Genomic DNA, 16,587 nt, shown 5'->3' on the forward strand with positions numbered 1-16,587 from the left:
GATGATGGATCTATGAGTAAATTTCTCTTTATCACTGGCGGAGTCGTTTCCTCTTTGGGCAAGGGCCTGGCTTCTGCTTCAATCGGGCATCTGCTCGAAAGCCGCGGGTTAAAGATCACCTTCTTAAAACTTGATCCGTACATTAACGTGGACCCCGGCACGATGAATCCCTATCAACATGGGGAAGTGTACGTCACAGATGACGGCGCAGAGACGGATTTAGACCTTGGGCACTATGAACGATTCACGTCGGTCGGGTTAAGCAAGGAAAACAACTGTACGACTGGACGCATTTATGACTCGGTCATCAAAAAGGAACGCAAGGGAGAGTATCTGGGAGGGACCGTGCAAGTCGTTCCTCACATCACCGATGAGATCAAACAGACGATCCAGCATGTCTCCCATGACGTAGATGTCGTGATCGTAGAAATTGGCGGAACCGTCGGGGATATCGAAAGCCTGCCGTTTCTTGAGGCCATTCGTCAGATGCCCTTCGATGTCGGACGCGAAAACGTCCTGTATATACACCTGACGCTCGTTCCTTTCATCAAAACAGCTGGAGAGCTGAAGACCAAACTCACTCAGCACTCCGTGAATAAATTGCGTGAGATCGGGATTCAAGCCAATATTCTTCTCTGCCGGACCGATCGGTATCTGCCGCCATCCGTCAAACAAAAAATCGCCTTGTTTTGCAATGTCGACAAGGAGTCCGTCATCACCGCGAAAGATGTCGAGACGGTCTATGAAGTTCCGATCGTATTGCGAAAAGAAGGGCTGGATGAATTAATCGTTCGATCTCTCCGTCTTGAGACCGGCCCACCGAATTTGCGCGACTGGGATGCCCTAGTCCAAAAAATCAAACGTCCCAAGCATGAGGTCATGATTGCGTTAGTTGGAAAATATGTTGACTCGAAGGAGTCCTACAAAAGTCTTTCAGAAGCCTTGGTGCATGGGGGGCTTCAGGATGAAGCTGGCGTTCGCATTTCGTGGGTCGAATCAGGAGACGTGGAAAAACTCGGTCCGGACCGTCTTCTCCAAGATGCCGACGGCATCATGATCCCCGGAGGCTTTGGGATTCGAGGCATTGAGGGAAAGGTCAAAGCCATTCGCTATGCCCGGGAACGAAAGATTCCATATCTCGGCCTGTGCCTTGGGATGCAATGCGCCGTTATTGAATTCGCACGCAATGTCGCTGGCTTAACGAAAGCGAATAGTTCCGAATTTGATGAGCTTACTCCTGATCCAGTCATTCATTTGTTGCCGGATCAACATGACGTTCAAGACTTGGGCGGGACTATGCGGTTAGGAGCGTTTCCTTGCCGGGTTGTGGAGGGCACATTGGCCCACAACATCTATAAGCAGTCGGATGTGAGTGAACGTCATCGGCATCGTTACGAGTTTAACATGGCCTATCGAGAGGCCTTAACGACAAAAGGGCTCGTATTAAGTGGATGCTCTCCTGATAACACATTGGCAGAAATTATTGAATTACCAGATCACCCCTGGTTTATCGGGACTCAATTTCATCCGGAGTTTCATTCCCGCTTTCACCACCCCCATCCTCTGTTTACGGCCTTTATCGGTGCGGCACTTCAAAGGAAATTGGGTCGGTAACGTAGAAGTTTTCAACCATGACCGTCGCAAAAGAAGTTTCTATCGGCCCCCTCAAGGTAGGAGGCCAACAACCTCACTTTCTGATAGCGGGCCCCTGTGTGATTGAAAATGAACGGTTAGCCTTGGAAACGGCTGAAGGGATAGCTCAAGTGACGCAAGAGCTTGGTATCCCGTATATCTATAAGTCTTCGTATGATAAAGCGAATCGAACATCCATCTCATCATTTCGAGGGCTGGGGCAGGAAAAGGGGTTGGCCATTCTTAAAAAAGTTAAGGACAGCATGAAGATTCCCATACTGACAGATATTCATGCGATCCACGAAGTTTCGAAAGCAGCGGAAATCGTGGATGTCCTTCAAATCCCAGCTTTTCTCTGTCGCCAAACGGATCTTTTAGTGGAAGCCGCCAAGACCGGGTGCGTGGTGAACGTAAAAAAAGGGCAATTTTTGTCGCCTCATGAGATGGGGAATGTGGTCAAGAAGCTTGAGGAAAGTGGGGGAGAAAACATCCTCTTAACAGAGCGAGGCACATCTTTTGGTTACAATAATCTAGTCGTTGATATGCGAGCTCTTCCCATCATGAGTGCGTTCGGTTACCCCATCGTGTTTGATGCCACTCATAGCGTGCAACTGCCAGGTGGAGGCGGGACTCGATCGTCCGGACAACGTGAGTTCGTCGCGCCATTGGCTCGAGCAGCGGCGGCAGTAGGCTGTCACGGATTTTTCATGGAAGTTCACCCAGATCCAGACTCGGCCCCATCAGACGGACCGAATATGGTGCGGCTATCAGAATTGCGCACCTTACTGGTAGAATTACTCGACATATGCAAAGCCAGAGCCGGAGCCAAAGTGGATTCAGCCCTGCCATCAGGCTCACGCGTTCGTGAATGAGTCGTGCCATGTCCACATCAGAAGCCGTCAAAATCAAACATCCTTCGGAACATGCTCAGAGCAAGGAAACCTACCTAAATCTCCCTAATTCTCTGACCATATCGAGAATCCTTCTGATTCCGGTCTTTGTCTACCTCTTTTCTAATCCCACAGAAGATCGATCTTTTGCGGCCGCGGTTGTCTTTGCCATCGCCGCGCTTACCGATCTGCTGGATGGGTATGTGGCTCGCCGTCGTGGGGAAATTACCAACTTAGGCAAGCTGCTGGATCCCGTCGCTGATAAGCTGCTGGTAGCTGCCGGCTTGGTCCTTTTAGTCCAAGTCCAACGTGTCGAGGTTTGGCTGGTTATTGCGATCATTGCTCGCGAAATCATCGTAACCGGAGCGCGAGCGGTCGCAGCACGGGAAGGGTTCATCATCGAAGCCGATTCGCTGGGAAAAGTTAAAGTGATCGCTCAGATCATCGGCATTATTGCTTTGATCGTACAGGATATTTTCGTCTTGCCATTCGTCACATTACACAACCTTGGGACCTGGATGCTCTGGGCAGCATTGTTCTTTGCGGTGGTTTCCGGCACAAAATACATCGTTGAAGTTTTGCGGAAAGTTGGCCCGCAGTACCTCTGACAGACTTCAGTATCCAAAACATCACGAGAGAGACTATCGACATGGAAGGGATGTCAGTTCTGGTCGGTTTTATAGGCGCGTACCTTATTGGCTCCATTCCCTTTGGGTTGCTTGCCTCGAAATTCTGTCATGCGAAAGATCCTCGAACCGCAGGAAGCGGCAATATCGGGTTTACCAATGTCTTGAGAATTTCCGGGAAAAAAGTTGGCATCCTGACGCTCATGGGAGATGCAGGAAAAGGCTTTCTCGTCGCATGGCTGGCCAGGCAATATTTCCAACATGAACATGAATATTTACTCATTACAGTCGCAGTTGTGTTGGGCCATATCTTTTCAATCTTCCTGAAATTTCAAGGAGGAAAAGGTGTCGCGACGGCCCTGGCAGCCATCGGTGGATTGCACCTGACGCTCGGACTGGCAGTCACCGGGATTTGGCTTGCGTTCGTCGCCATCTTTCGTTACTCATCCGGAGGAGCCATCGCTGCGTTTCTCGCGCTTCCAATACTTTCGGCTACCGTATTTTCTGGGTCAGTGGCATTTAATCTTTTTGCGACCGGAATCAGTCTTTTGATACTTTTCAGACATCACGAGAATATCTCCAGATTGTTGTCGGGAACTGAAAGTAAGCTGAGCTCGAACTCTAGTTGACATAATAGTTCTTATCAGACATTAAGGGTTGGTCAATGGAGACCAGGATATGATGAAAATTTTCAGATTGTCCCTCAAAATTTCTTTGATATTGTTGTGCCTCATTTTGTCCTTACAGAGTGTGGAGGCTTCTGCGGGTGACGCGTCTACGAAAGAATCTGAAGAGCGAGGGCTCCAGTTCCTGGAAGATATTCAAAATTCGATTGCCGCCCTGGCTGAACGCGTAACGCCCACCGTGGTGAATATCGCGCCGATAAAAAAAATCGGGAACTCGCGCGGATTGCGACAACGCCCTTCTCGTGTCGCCGGGACCGGCTCCGGAGTCATAATCAGCGAAGACGGACTGATCGTGACCAATAACCATGTCGTCGGCGAAGACACGACAGAAGCCGAGATTCGCCTGTCCGACAAAACGAAAGCCTTCGCGCGGGTCGTCGGACGAGATAAGGATACAGACATTGCTCTTCTGAAGATGAACATCGAACGGACTCTCCCCAAGGCCGAATTTGGAAAATCCTCAACCTTGAAGGTCGGACAATGGGTCTTAGCCGTAGGAAATCCGCTTGGCCTAGATCGGACTGTGACGCTTGGAGTGATTAGCGGCATCGGCCGGGAACGCTTGAATCTTTCGAAATATGAAAATTTCATCCAAACCGATGCAGCGATCAACCCGGGGAATTCAGGAGGCCCGTTATTCAATTTACGTGGGGAAGTCGTCGGCATCAATACGGCGATTATTCATATGGCACAAGGAATCGGCTTCTCGATCCCTTCCGACATGGTGGCTCGTATTGTTCGACAACTTCAAGATCATGGGCGTGTGGTTCGTGGGTGGTTGGGAGTCGGGATTCAACCCATGACGCCTGAACTGGCCAAAAAGTTTCAGGTCCAAGCCAATCACGGAGTGCTCGTCAACGAAGTGTTTGAAGATCAGCCTGCCCATCGCGCCGGGATCAAACCCGGTGATATCATCAGCACCATTGGTGGCGCGCCGGTGAATACCCCGAATCAATTGTCTCGCCTGGTCGCGCTAGTGGGTCCTGGCGAAACCACCATCGTCAAGGTCATTCGCGATGGCGTGGAAATGGACATTCCGGTCGCGATGGGAGAACGAGAAGAACAGCCAATCGTCGCCTCACTCCCCGCCGAACAGTCTGACGTTACGTTGGGCATCGATGTGCAGGGGCTTACGGCTGCCCTCGCAGAAAAATTCAGCTTGCAGGAGGATTCCGGCGTCTTGGTTTCTCGCGTGGAACGTGGAAGCTTAGCGCATTCGGAAGGAATAAAGGCCGGAGACCTGATCAAAGAAGTAAACCGGAAGGAAGTGCGAACGGTCAGTCAGTTCTCTGAAGCCCTAAAAAACATCACTCCAGGAGAAACCATTCTCTTACGAGTCATCCGCAAAGATCGAGCATTTTTTGTGGTGCTCAAACCTATTCCCTAAATCCCGCCCCGTGCCTCTCTAGCACAGATGGGGGCGGATTAGGATGAAACGGCGACGAATTCTTTCTTGTGTTCTTCGATGATTTTATGCGTTTGCTCTTTCGGCACTTCTTCATAGCCTGAAAATTCCATCACATAACTGCCTTTCCCAGCCGTCATCGAAGTCAGGGCCGGCGCGTATTTAAGGATTTCTGCCAGAGGAATCAAGGCTTTGACGATCTGATGATGACCTTTCGTCGACATCCCTTGTATGCGCCCTCGTCTTGCATTCAAATCGCCAATGATGGTTCCGACCATGTCATCAGGTACAGTCACTTCCACATGCATAATCGGTTCAAGCAAGGTGGGCTGTGCCAGTTCCATGGCCTTTTTGAATCCCATGGACCCTGCGACCTTAAACGCCATTTCGGATGAGTCGACGGGGTGATGCGACCCATCATAGACCGTCACCCGAAGATCCACAGCCGGAAATCCTGCGATCGTTCCATGAAGCATGGATTCCATCACGCCTTTTTCAACAGCAGGAATAAAGTTTCTCGGTATCACGCCCCCGACGATCTTATTCACAAATTCAAACCCTGTTCCGCGTGGGAGCGGATCGAGCTGAAGCCAGCAGTCGCCGTACTGACCATGCCCTCCCGTTTGCTTTTTGTATTTCCCCTGCGCTTGCGCCGGCCGTTGAATCGTTTCTTTGTAAGGAATTTTTGGCGTATGGAGATTCACCTCGACCCCATACTTTCGCTTTAACTTCTCCAGCGTGACGTCGATATGGGTTTGTCCGACTCCACTCAGGAGCATTTCTTTCGTTTCATCATTCCGTAAAAACTCTAATGAAGGATCTTCTTCCACGAGTTTATGCAGCCCGACACTGACTTTGTCGATATCATTCTTGCTCTTGGGTTCAAGTGCGTACGACATGACCGGACGCACGAACTGCGGAGAGTCGAACTCAATCTGATGTTTTTCTTCAGCCAGCGTATCACCTGTTTGGGTGTCCTTGAGCTTTCCGATGGCCGCGATATCCCCCGCTGATACTTTCTTGGTGGCCGTAAATTTTTTCCCGAGCGCGTAAAAAAGATGCCCGCCTTTTTCTTTGATCCGTTGAGTGACGTTAAAAAAACCGGAATCGGCCTGCAACACCCCTGACTGGACTCGAATATATGTCAGACGACCCATAAACGGATCGATCGTCGTTTTAAATACCTTTCCTGAAAACGGTTCACTGTCCTGCACCTCTCGCGTGAGAGGCTCTCCAGTAAGAGGATCTTTTCCGTTGATGGGATGAACATGTGCCCAATCAGCTGGAGACGGCAGGTAGGTATGAACGGCATCCAACAACAAGGATGTCCCGATATTGTGAAGTGCCGAACCGCACAGAACAGGAATCAGTTTCCCTTCCAGCGTGCCAAACGTCACCCCTTCAAGCATCTCCTCGGCAGTCAGCTCGCCATCAGTCAGGTACTTCTCTAAAAACTGATCATTCATCTCGGCAGCCCGCTCGATCACCTGCTTGCGCAGTTCTTCAGCTGGAGGTTGCAGCTCCAGGGGAATTTCATGTTGTTGCCATTTAGGAGAACTCGTATCGGACGTGATGGCAACCGATTGGATCACATCGATGACCCCTGAAAGCTGTTGTTGCTGACGGAGAGGCATGGTGAGAGCGACTCCGTTGAGTTCCAGGGTTTGGCAGCATTCCTGAAAGGTTCTCGAGAAGTCCGCATGCTCTTTATCCAATCCATTGATAAAGAGGAGGCATGGCAACGACCGCTCTCGGATGTAATCCCAGGCTTTTTCGAGCTCGCTCTTTATGCCATCTCCGGCATCGACCACCAGGATGACACCATCGACAGCTAGCAAACATGACTTGACGTCGCTAAAAAAATCTAAAGAACCTGGCGTGTCAATAAAATTGATCCTCGTTCCTTTCCACTCAAGTTGAAGAAGTGAAGAACTCACGGAATGATGACGATGAATTTCTTCGAGTTCAAAGTCTGAAATGGTGTTTCCTTTGCTGGTCGTGCCCATTGAGTCGACCGCTCGCGTGGTAAAGGCAAGCGCTTCACTCAAAATTGTTGTACCTGAACCAGGGGCAGAGACCAAGGCGACGTTACGGAGGGCGGGTTGGCTAACATCGTTCATAATGAAGCCTCCTAATGTGGTTTCGTAAATTCTAGGCATCCGTTTTCAGGGAGTCAATGGACAGACCACAGAAAGCTGTCAAATACCACAACGCTTATGTTTGAACGTTGTCATGATTTCGACGAATCAGAATGTCAGGACCATGACATGTCGGCATTATTTTGGAGACAGACCTCTGATTCACTGGGATAACTGCCAACTTCAAAGGGAGTATGACATGGACAGGGAAAAATCGGACATGGCATAGAGGTTGCTCTACTCCCGAACATCGCCTCAATTCTTCTTTCATTCCCTCTTAAGAAAACTGAGGCGAGTCAAGGCAAGCTCTACGAAGGCTTGCTGAGTATCCTGATTCACCGAATAACAACTCGTTCCTGATTCATGGCAGTCAACACTGCCGGTGGATGGGTTTTGTCAAAAACGCAAGTAGAAATAGCTAGTAAATTTTACAAACACTGAATGCATGAGGTGCGGCGATGAATTCCACGATTTCTCAACAGGCGTCTGAATCTCTTTCTCTCGTCAGCGGTGCAGCGAATCATCAGGCTTCCTATCTCAGGGTAAGCAAATCGGTAGAGAAATACCGATTGAACTGCGCGATCTCACTTCATGGGTCCGGTGCGAATTGGAAAGGAACGACTCATGAGTTCACCCGCTCAACCATGACAATCATCATCGAGGGTTGTCCATTAGTCGTGGTCTCACAATCTCTCAAGCTCTGTTTCGATTCACCCCAATCACGTTTTGAAATTCAAGGATGCGTTCAACACGTCACTCCTATTGGTCATGACACTCAAGGTCGTTGGTCTCGCGTCAAACTCGATGTAGTGATTGAGGGCTTGGATGACCTGAAATGGCAACGTGTCAAGGCGTTCCTCAGAGGCATCGCGTCATCCTCTTCCCGTTCTTCGCTACAAGGCACCCTGGTTCCGTTGGACTCCGGAGATAACCTTTGGAATATAAAGTCGGTCCGGCTTTCAGATACTGATTCCTGTCAGGATTCCTCGCGCGCTCCCATTGCACGCGTCATTGAACCGCTGACGCAGAGTTTTCAAGCAGGCAGTCCGGAGAGCACGTCCTCAAACATATCTGTCGTGAGTACCGAGGTGATGTTTCCAAGCCAAGATGGACGAATGATTCGGGCGTATCATGATACTCCATCTATCGCCGTGTCTTCTGACAGCCCCGTGATCATTCTTTCTCCTGGTTACGGCGAAACCAAACGTGAGTACATCATGCTGTCGTACTACTTTGCGGTCAATGGATTTCATGTTCTTCGGTATGATCACAGCAATCATGTGGGATCCAGTGATGGCGACCATCTGTACACGACACTGTCGACGATGCGAGAAGATCTTGTCGCCGTGCTGAACTACGCCGCCTCACGGTGGCCTCTGAGCGCAAAAGGACTCGTCGCCACGAGCCTGAGCGCCCGAGTCGCGATCAAAACCCTCGCACACGAAGCCAAAGTGGATTTGTTATGTCTGCTGACGCCCATCGTTGACGTTCGCAGCACGCTTCAGTCCGTACATCAGGAAGATTTGATCGCGGCGTATTATCAACGACGACACAAGGGGGTGACCAATGTGCTGGGATTTAATGTTGAACTGGATGATTGGCTGGCGGATGCTGTTACTGGTCAGTTTTCTGACCTGGAAACAACGTCTGATGACATCGGCAAGATTCAAGCTCCGGTCGTGATCGTGAGTGCCGAACATGATGCATGGGTGGATTTGGGAAGTACCACAGCCGTGGTAGAAGGGTTGGGCGAACACTTACAACAATGGACAGTCATTCCTCGCGGTCTGCATCGTGTGCTGGAAAACCCCAAACGCGCCAAGGCTGTCTATCGTGAGCTGATTCATTGTGCACGACATACCTTGCTAGGAAAAGCAGGCAGGTCTGACGTCCAGGAACCGGTCAGGAAAGCCATCGGCTGTCAGAACAAGATTGAACGGGAGCAGAAGAAAGCGACGCAACCATCGCTCGAATTATCAGGGTTTTGGAAAGACTACCTGGATCACTTTCATTACATCGTCAATTTTTCGGATTACCAACAATTACTGGACCACATGTTTCAACTACTCGGTCCCGTACAATCTGGAGATCGCATCTTAGATGCCGGCTGTGGAAATGGAAATTTCGGATCACTCATGCTTCATAAACAACACGCAGCCTCACGCGCACCTCGCCAGGGTCAAGTGGACGACTTCCAATACGTAGGGATCGACTTCGTTCCGACCGCGTTAGCGCATGCACAACATCAATACCACGCGACCTACAATACTTATTTTTCAGGACGTACATCAGACGGTTCAGAAAATGCTTCGGCGTTCCATTGTGTCGATCTCAATCAACCGCTCCCATTCAAAGATGGTTCATTCGATAAGGTTGTCTCGAATCTTGTTTTAGGGTATTTAGACAATCCTGCTGCCACCATCCAAGAACTGATGAGGGTTCTGGCCCCTGGGGGAACGCTTGTCTTATCCAATCTTAAACCCAACTCAGATCTATCGCGAATTTTCATGAATTTCGTAGGAGAAACATCTAAGACTGAAGAAGTCGAAGAAGCCAAACAATTGTTAAACAATTCTGGAAAAATTCGGGAAGCGGAAGGCGAAGGATTGTTTCATTTTCCTGACAGTGATGAATTAGAAGAACTCTTTCTCACGGCCGGCAAGTCCGGCAAACTCAACATCTACAGCACATTCGCGAATCAAGCCTATATCGTAGAATTCCGCAAAGCAATGGCGCATGAAGGGCAATCTGACATTTCGTATAGTGAAGCCTTACGAGCGGCCTGACGCCCTATCCGAGCCAGACGTCCTCGGGATCTTAGAGAGGTATTTAGTGGAACAGTCAACATCCCCTCAAGATTATCTCACATGAACACCGACCAGTCCTTACCTTTAGGGCTCTGAAAGATATTCAGGGTCCTAAAGCGCTGCTTCACTCCTCCCCCTCCCCCATTGATCAATGAGCTGACGCTAGCTTTTTCACAAAGTCGTCAACCCAGCAGCCCCTATTTGCAAGGGATAGAAAGTAGTGGTAATCTTGGGCTTTATACGTTTTCATCTTCCATTATCACTACCGTTTATTTCTTCGCCATTCTCCTTAATCGGGCTTTATCGTCCTTTTTTCGTTCTCGACAATTCAGTGTTCCCCTGAAAACAGAACGTTGACACTCGAAATGGTCAACGGCAGATCCGTGAATGTGTAGAGAGGATCATAGATGAACTTTTATGCCTTTAGTGGCTTGATTAATGGTTTCATCAGTTCGGGGCTCGGACTATTCATTTTTTCTCGAGCCCCCAAAAACGCCAAACATCAAACGTATGGGCTGTATTGCTTAAGCTTGTCTATTTGGAGTTACGCCTACTACTTTTGGCATATCCAGAATGACCCCGATTCCGCATTATTTCTTACCCGCGCCTTGATGGCCGGCGCCATCCTCATTCCGATTACACACATTCAACATGTGGTGACATTGCTCGGCATTCAACAGCGTCATCGCGTGCTCCTCTGGTTTGGATATGTCCTGACGGGAGGCTTCCTCCTGAGTGATATGACGACCCTTTTCGTTTCAGAGGTCAAGCCTATCGCAGAATTTCCGTATTGGCCTGTTCCCGGCCCAGCCTTTTCTTTGTACCTGGCTTGGTTTATTTTTTCCATTGGGTATGCAGCCTATCTGTTCGGGAGCGAATATCGGAAGGCCACAGGCATTCGGCGAACCCAGTATTTGTACCTCTTGGTGGGTTCACTCGCCGGTTATCTTGGGGGGGCGACGAACTTTCCGTTGTGGTACGGGGTGCCAATCATGCCCTATGGCACGATCCTCGTCAGCCTCTATGTCGTGGCGGTTGCGTACACGCTGGTTCGCTACCGGATGTTGGATTTTTCAATTGCCGTCGAACGAAGCCTCACATTCTTATTCTTACTGGTTGCGCTCTCCATTCCCGCCCTAGGCGTCTTACTCTATCTCGAGCAGATTTATTTAGGGCAGGTGAACATTCAGTTCACCGTTCTACTCTTGTTGGTGGCCTCCATCTTAGTCGCGTTAGCGTACCGGATGATGGAAGGCATGCAGGCTGCCGTCTCGAAAGCGCTCTTTCGGGAACGACATGACATGTACCAAGCGCTGTCGACGTTCTCAAAATCCCTCGTCACGAATTTAAAACTGAAGCCGCTCGCACACGAGATTGTCCACATGCTCGGGCAAGTCATGGGCATTCAGCATGTCGTGTTATTTATCTTGGACAAGGAGCGAAAAGAATATGCCCCGATTTCTCAATTCGGGTTAACGACTGACATTGAGCAGATCCCGAAACCGACGCTCAACGATCCCCTGCCCAGGCACCTCACTGCCTCTCAATCACTCATTATTCGTGATGAGCTTGAAGATACGGCTGATTCCTCATCGATCCTGAGCAGCCTCAAGGCTACGATGGAATCCATGGGGATTGATCTGTGCCTACCCTTGATCAACAAACGACGTCTTCTGGGGTTTTGCGTCCTTGGCCCTAAAACCTCGACGGCTGCATTTACCTCGTTGGATATTGATCTCTTGACGACCTTATCGCATGAAGCGGCGATCGCCATCGATAATGCCATGCTCTACGAGGAGCTCAAGAGATCCCAAGCTCTGGTTCGACGAACGGATCGTTTACGAAGCTTGGAAACCATGGCGGGAGGGCTAGCGCATGAAATTCGAAATCCCCTGACATCGATTAAAGCATTCGTGGATCTCGTCCCCGAACGAGCGACCGATGAGTCGTTTTTATTACGGTTTGGACAAGTCGTCAAAGATGACGTCTTGAGGATTGAACGCTTGACGAAGGAAATTTTGGACTACGCACGTCCGGCAGAACCGTTCTTGAAACTCGAAGACGTGAATGAGATCGTCGAATCGTGTTTGTATGCTCTCCGGATTAGGGCATCGCATCAAATCGTAGTGATTGAGACTGATTTGGCCAACGGCCTGCCGGCGGTCTACGTCGATCGACAACAACTCAAACAAGTCTTCCTGAATCTATTTTTAAATGCGACTGAATCGATGGCTGAGAAAGGGGGAACGCTGACCGTTCGAAGTTCTGCCATCCTTCAGCAAAACGGAGACCGCAGGGTCAGAGTCGAGGTTCGCGATACGGGAGGAGGGATCGCTCAGGAAGATCTTGAGCATATTTTTGACCCCTTTTTCACGACCAAGCACCATAGCGAGGAACATGAAGGCACAGGATTAGGCCTCGCGATCGCCCATCAGATCATCCAGGAACATAAGGGGCATGTCGAAGTCAAAAGCGAGTTGGGAAAAGGGGCCATCTTTATCGTCGACTTGCCGGCGCAGAACCGCTCATCACCATTGCTTGAGGATGTGTTGTCTGTGTGATGCGACATCTCACGTGTCCTTGGCCCATCTGAATGTTATAGTGATCCCTGGATTAACCTACCCTCCCAATCTCCTGTGCCTTTTTTGAGTTTGACCATTCCCTGTTTTCGGTATCCAGCTTTCTTCAGCCAAGCTTGAACGTCCGTGGCCTGGTACGTATTGCCGGATTCGGTGAACAATAACATGGTCACGGCAAAAAGATTGGATTCGGCAGGCCGGCTGCCGGCACGATCCACTAAAAAGGTGTCTTGAATCAAAAGACGGCCGCCAGGATTGAGATGGGGGCGCAGGCGTCTGAATAATTTGAGATTCTCCGCTGCAGAATAAATATGAATGACATTCGACAACCACATGACGTCATATTTCCTCTGAATCGGATCCATCAAAAAATCCCCGGCCATATACGATACTCGCGCATGAGATCGACGAGTTTGAGCAATTTCCCTGGCCACATCCAAGGCCTCAGGCCGATCAAAGATCGTGGCGCGCAGTGAGGGATTCTTATCCAGGAATTCCAGCGCATAGGTCCCTGGCCCTCCCCCGACATCTAAGAGAGATGTTGCGGTTTTCAGGTTCAGCTGTCCGGCCACCTGCCGGGCGACGTCCAATGATCGTTCATGCATGGCCCAGCTAAAACTCCGGCGATACTCAGGCGTCCCAGGCCCTTGGGGCTCGATCGGTTTTCCAGTTTTAACAGCCTGCGTCAGGCTCGCCCAATCGCTCCATTGTCGTTGGATCAAATCGAGATACGCGCCACGATAATCTTCGCTGTGTCGATTGAGAAGGCGTCGGGCAAACGGACTATTTTGATAGCGGGCCCCATCCTTGCGAAGGAGTCCGGCGCTCAGCAAATTCCGGCAGAGTATGTCGAGGCCGCGTTGACTCACCCGTAAGGTCTTGGCCAAAGCGCGAATCGTCCACTTCTGACCGTTCATGACGGTGAAGAGTTCAAGCTCAAGGGCCGTCAAAAGAATGCGAGGCAATCGAAACTGAAAAACGGCCTCACGAAAATCTCCAAATTTGTGAATACTCATTACACCCCCTCAGCAAACGTTTCGTCTTGATTGAAGGAATGGAAATTAGGTGCGAGAATTGGAAAACTGGGAACGATATTGTTGAATAGTGATCTCAAGGGATGAAAGGTCCTCAAAGTCGACCGGTCGCTCAAACATCATGGCCACGTATTCATCATTCATCTCCGTCCGTTCCGAAAAGCCTGCAACCTGCAATCGTTTCCGGTATTTCGACACCGTTTGTTGCAGGTAGAATTTCGCCTGTTTCGCTAATTCATCTGACCCTAGATCCTCGGCTGTTCCATCGGACAAGATACTCTGCATGTCTTCGAGCATATAACCGGCTTGGCACACGAGCTTTCCATCCGGAGTAATTTCCAACAGCCAATCTTCATCATCAAGCTGCATGGTCAGCGATTCATCAACCGATCCAGGCAGCCAACCCGAAACATGTTCGAGCAAGTACGTTCGGACATGCTGCCAAGATGGCGGATGGAGTGATGGTTGGCTCATCAACAACACTATTCTTCCCGCGAGTGACGCTCACGAAGATGCTTGAGACGTTCAGTATTCTCCAGAAGCTTTGGCAGGTCGTATTTTTGGTCAACACGCACGACACGCTCAAGATACTGTATGGCTTCTTGCCAATATCCCTTTCCTTCATGGCTGCTGGCCAACACGTACCAGGCGCCACCCATGCGAAGCTCGTCTTGAAGCCGTTCCGCCATAGCCAGGCTCGTCTGGGCGCAAGCGATCGCTTCATCGTACCGCCGTTGGGCCAGGTATAGTCGCGCCATCATCCGATAGACGTCAGCTTGTCCGGCCTGATTACCGACTCTTCGCATGAGAAAAAGCGACTCTTGGTAATACTGAAACGCCAGGTCATACTGTCCGGTTTCACGAGCGACGAGGCCGAGGTCCGACAGCAAGATCGCTTTGCCTGCGTAGTCACCGGTATCGTTCATCAAGTCTAGGGCTTCTAAATAAAAGGCGCGCGCGCGCTCCCAGTCGCCAGCATCAGCTGATAAATTCCCCAAGTTGGCGAGGGTCGTGCTAATCCCGCGTTCATCCCCTAAAATTTTTTGAATTTCCAGCACCTCATGATAGTACGTTTGCGCTTGCATGCGTCGCCCACTGACCGCACAGATATTTCCTAAATTTCCCAACGTCATAGCCAGGGCCCGCTGATCTCCACTCTTGCGATCGGTTTCTAACGCTTGAGCATAACAATGATACGCATCCGTATAGAACCCACGAGAAAAGTGTTCATTCCCAAGACGGTTTAACTGTGTCGATCGTGATTCATGCATGGACGGATACAGGATCAAGGTGTCTCGACGACTTCCTCGACAACGGCCTTAGCATTGGTGAGAATAGAGGTGCCGTCACCCACAAGCAGTGCGTCAAATTGATACTTGAGAAGACGGCCGAGTCCCTCACGAGCTTTGGCAGGATCAGGATACTTTTCGGGGGGCAGGAGACTGAGAGAGCCAGCGGGCTTCCCGATGAGGGCATCACCGACGAGTAAGATGCCTTTTCCTTGCTGCACAAACAGCGCGCTTTCCCCGGCTGATTTCTGGCCAGTCAGTTGAATGACCCATATACCGCCCGGTAAAAGCTCACCATCTTTGAAGGTTTTATCGGCCTCCACTGACATATCTGGAGCATCCTTGTCAGGAACGAATAGTTGACAACCGAATTCAGTCTTATATGTCTGAGCCTCTCGTTCATGGTCACGATTCGTCAGGATGATGTAATCAACAGGATCACCTTGACGGATTCGCGCGATATCCGTGGAGGACAACAGTGGAGGATCGACCAGGATGCGATGTTCGCCGACCTCCAGCAGATGGCCGTTAAAGTCTAGTTGCTTCTCATCGGAAAACCATTGCCATTCCCAGATTCGAGGCAGAACTTGTTTCATAACGACCCGATCGCTTCTTTAAGCATCGTGGCGGTTTTTCCAACGACCGTTTCTTCATGGGGGAGATCAAGCACATCATCCTCTGGGACCGTGATAAATTTTCGATTACCCCCCTTCGTGAGGGATATCAGGAAAAGATTGTTCGAGGGTGTCGTCGGAATCACCACATCGACCGTCGCATCGATGCCTTGAACGATTTCCAGGAACTTTTGTTTTCCCTCTTCTAATTCATCCATACGTCCCCTTTAGTGTGTGAATTACATGTTTGAGATGATTTCGATGCAGTATGTGCTAAAACATGCCCGAGGCCGTCTCAGGCTTATAATGAAGAAGACTCACTTGAACTCAAGAGTTTATTGACTTCATTCAGAATGATTTCATGCCCGGCCATATTGAAATTTCCGACACGTTGCCATCGGATGATTCCTTGTTGATCGATAATATACACGTTGGGGATAAACTTTCCCCCTCCATACAATTTGTCCGTCACTTGTTCGGGATCGAGAAGATACGGATAGGTCACCTTGCTGGGAAACGTCCCAAGAAAATCGAGCACATGCTGTTTCGAATCTCCTGACGAATTGACCCCGAGTACAACCACGTTTTTCCCTTGTGTCGCTTCATGAACTTTTTGAAGATTCGACCCTTGAATCAGGCAAGGTTCGCAAATGTGAAAAAGACCTAGGACGACAACCTTACCTCGAAACGCCTCGAGGTTTATGGGCTCATCGGTCAATGAGGTCAGAGAAAAAGTTGGGGCGGTTTCCCCTACTTTGAAAAAGCCAGCGGCATGGGCCAAGACACCAACTCCCCCAACTATCAACATAGTCACGAACAAGACCTTGATCGTATCCCACCGTTTCATGTCACCCCCCTTTCCGACGAGAAGAACCATAATCCATCCT

Annotated in this window: 14 protein-coding genes; 7 read left to right on the forward strand and 7 right to left on the reverse strand. The window is 49.9% G+C overall.

Annotation, left to right across the window (positions count from 1 at the left end):
- Positions 1–12: 12 nt before the first annotated feature.
- Genes MRJ96_15090 through MRJ96_15110 form a run of 5 tightly spaced genes read left to right on the forward strand, consistent with a single transcriptional unit; the run spans position 13 to position 5,221 of the window.
- Positions 13–1,614 (forward strand): CTP synthase, encoded by a 1,602-nt coding sequence (locus MRJ96_15090; protein ID MDR4502767.1) that lies wholly within the window; start codon positions 13–15, stop codon positions 1,612–1,614.
- A 17-nt stretch (positions 1,615–1,631) separates the two neighbouring features.
- On the forward strand, positions 1,632–2,504 hold the full coding sequence (gene kdsA / locus MRJ96_15095; protein MDR4502768.1) for a 3-deoxy-8-phosphooctulonate synthase: 873 nt from the start codon (positions 1,632–1,634) through the stop codon (positions 2,502–2,504).
- 8 nt (positions 2,505–2,512) lie between these two features.
- Positions 2,513–3,130, forward strand: a complete 618-nt coding sequence (gene pgsA, locus MRJ96_15100; protein ID MDR4502769.1) for a CDP-diacylglycerol--glycerol-3-phosphate 3-phosphatidyltransferase — start codon at positions 2,513–2,515, stop codon at positions 3,128–3,130.
- A 41-nt stretch (positions 3,131–3,171) separates the two neighbouring features.
- Positions 3,172–3,777, forward strand: a complete 606-nt coding sequence (plsY, locus tag MRJ96_15105; protein MDR4502770.1) for a glycerol-3-phosphate 1-O-acyltransferase PlsY — start codon at positions 3,172–3,174, stop codon at positions 3,775–3,777.
- A gap of 49 nt (positions 3,778–3,826) precedes the next feature.
- Positions 3,827–5,221: a trypsin-like peptidase domain-containing protein gene (locus MRJ96_15110; protein ID MDR4502771.1), complete on the forward strand. Its 1,395-nt coding sequence runs from the start codon at positions 3,827–3,829 to the stop codon at positions 5,219–5,221.
- A 38-nt stretch (positions 5,222–5,259) separates the two neighbouring features.
- Here MRJ96_15110 and fusA read toward each other — a convergent pair whose 3' ends face one another.
- Entirely contained in the window at positions 5,260–7,359 is a 2,100-nt protein-coding gene (gene fusA / locus MRJ96_15115) for an elongation factor G (GenBank protein ID MDR4502772.1), read from the reverse strand.
- Between the two features lie 476 nt (positions 7,360–7,835).
- On the opposite strand from fusA, the gene MRJ96_15120 reads away from it, so the two are divergent.
- Positions 7,836–10,163 (forward strand): methyltransferase domain-containing protein, encoded by a 2,328-nt coding sequence (locus MRJ96_15120; GenBank protein ID MDR4502773.1) that lies wholly within the window; start codon positions 7,836–7,838, stop codon positions 10,161–10,163.
- A gap of 428 nt (positions 10,164–10,591) precedes the next feature.
- Complete coding sequence (locus MRJ96_15125; GenBank protein ID MDR4502774.1) at positions 10,592–12,745, forward strand: ATP-binding protein; 2,154 nt, start codon at positions 10,592–10,594, stop codon at positions 12,743–12,745.
- A 35-nt stretch (positions 12,746–12,780) separates the two neighbouring features.
- Here MRJ96_15125 and MRJ96_15130 read toward each other — a convergent pair whose 3' ends face one another.
- From MRJ96_15130 to MRJ96_15155, 6 genes are all read right to left on the reverse strand, one after another.
- Positions 12,781–13,779 carry an acetylserotonin O-methyltransferase gene (locus tag MRJ96_15130; protein ID MDR4502775.1) on the reverse strand — a complete coding sequence of 333 codons (999 nt, stop codon included), beginning with the start codon at positions 13,777–13,779 and terminating at the stop codon, positions 12,781–12,783.
- Positions 13,780–13,824: 45 nt separating this feature from the next.
- On the reverse strand, positions 13,825–14,271 hold the full coding sequence (locus MRJ96_15135; protein MDR4502776.1) for a hypothetical protein: 447 nt from the start codon (positions 14,269–14,271) through the stop codon (positions 13,825–13,827).
- 8 nt (positions 14,272–14,279) lie between these two features.
- Positions 14,280–15,086, reverse strand: coding sequence for a tetratricopeptide repeat protein (locus MRJ96_15140; protein ID MDR4502777.1), 807 nt, complete (start codon positions 15,084–15,086; stop codon positions 14,280–14,282).
- Complete coding sequence (locus tag MRJ96_15145) at positions 15,083–15,682, reverse strand: hypothetical protein (protein MDR4502778.1); 600 nt, start codon at positions 15,680–15,682, stop codon at positions 15,083–15,085. The genes MRJ96_15140 and MRJ96_15145 overlap by 4 nt, the downstream gene beginning before the upstream one ends.
- Positions 15,679–15,918 (reverse strand): hypothetical protein, encoded by a 240-nt coding sequence (locus MRJ96_15150; GenBank protein ID MDR4502779.1) that lies wholly within the window; start codon positions 15,916–15,918, stop codon positions 15,679–15,681. Before MRJ96_15150 ends, MRJ96_15145 begins: the two co-directional genes overlap by 4 nt.
- A gap of 83 nt (positions 15,919–16,001) precedes the next feature.
- Positions 16,002–16,547 carry a TlpA family protein disulfide reductase gene (locus MRJ96_15155; GenBank protein ID MDR4502780.1) on the reverse strand — a complete coding sequence of 182 codons (546 nt, stop codon included), beginning with the start codon at positions 16,545–16,547 and terminating at the stop codon, positions 16,002–16,004.
- Positions 16,548–16,587: the final 40 nt, after the last annotated feature.

The sequence above is a fragment of the Nitrospirales bacterium genome (assembly GCA_031315865.1).
Lineage (GTDB): Bacteria > Nitrospirota > Nitrospiria > Nitrospirales > UBA8639 > JAGQKC01.

What these genes read in the sequence shown, in the direction of transcription:
- MRJ96_15090 (MDR4502767.1), top strand. Translation starts at nt 13, where the DNA reads ATGAGTAAATTTCTCTTTATCACTGGCGGAGTCGTTTCCTCTTTGGGC.
- kdsA (MDR4502768.1), top strand. Translation starts at nt 1,632, where the DNA reads ATGACCGTCGCAAAAGAAGTTTCTATCGGCCCCCTCAAGGTAGGAGGC.
- pgsA (MDR4502769.1), top strand. Translation starts at nt 2,513, where the DNA reads ATGTCCACATCAGAAGCCGTCAAAATCAAACATCCTTCGGAACATGCT.
- plsY (MDR4502770.1), top strand. Translation starts at nt 3,172, where the DNA reads ATGGAAGGGATGTCAGTTCTGGTCGGTTTTATAGGCGCGTACCTTATT.
- MRJ96_15110 (MDR4502771.1), top strand. Translation starts at nt 3,827, where the DNA reads ATGATGAAAATTTTCAGATTGTCCCTCAAAATTTCTTTGATATTGTTG.
- fusA (MDR4502772.1), bottom strand. Translation starts at nt 7,359, where the DNA reads ATGAACGATGTTAGCCAACCCGCCCTCCGTAACGTCGCCTTGGTCTCT.
- MRJ96_15120 (MDR4502773.1), top strand. Translation starts at nt 7,836, where the DNA reads ATGAATTCCACGATTTCTCAACAGGCGTCTGAATCTCTTTCTCTCGTC.
- MRJ96_15125 (MDR4502774.1), top strand. Translation starts at nt 10,592, where the DNA reads ATGAACTTTTATGCCTTTAGTGGCTTGATTAATGGTTTCATCAGTTCG.
- MRJ96_15130 (MDR4502775.1), bottom strand. Translation starts at nt 13,779, where the DNA reads ATGAGTATTCACAAATTTGGAGATTTTCGTGAGGCCGTTTTTCAGTTT.
- MRJ96_15135 (MDR4502776.1), bottom strand. Translation starts at nt 14,271, where the DNA reads ATGAGCCAACCATCACTCCATCCGCCATCTTGGCAGCATGTCCGAACG.
- MRJ96_15145 (MDR4502778.1), bottom strand. Translation starts at nt 15,682, where the DNA reads ATGAAACAAGTTCTGCCTCGAATCTGGGAATGGCAATGGTTTTCCGAT.
- MRJ96_15150 (MDR4502779.1), bottom strand. Translation starts at nt 15,918, where the DNA reads ATGGATGAATTAGAAGAGGGAAAACAAAAGTTCCTGGAAATCGTTCAA.
- MRJ96_15155 (MDR4502780.1), bottom strand. Translation starts at nt 16,547, where the DNA reads ATGAAACGGTGGGATACGATCAAGGTCTTGTTCGTGACTATGTTGATA.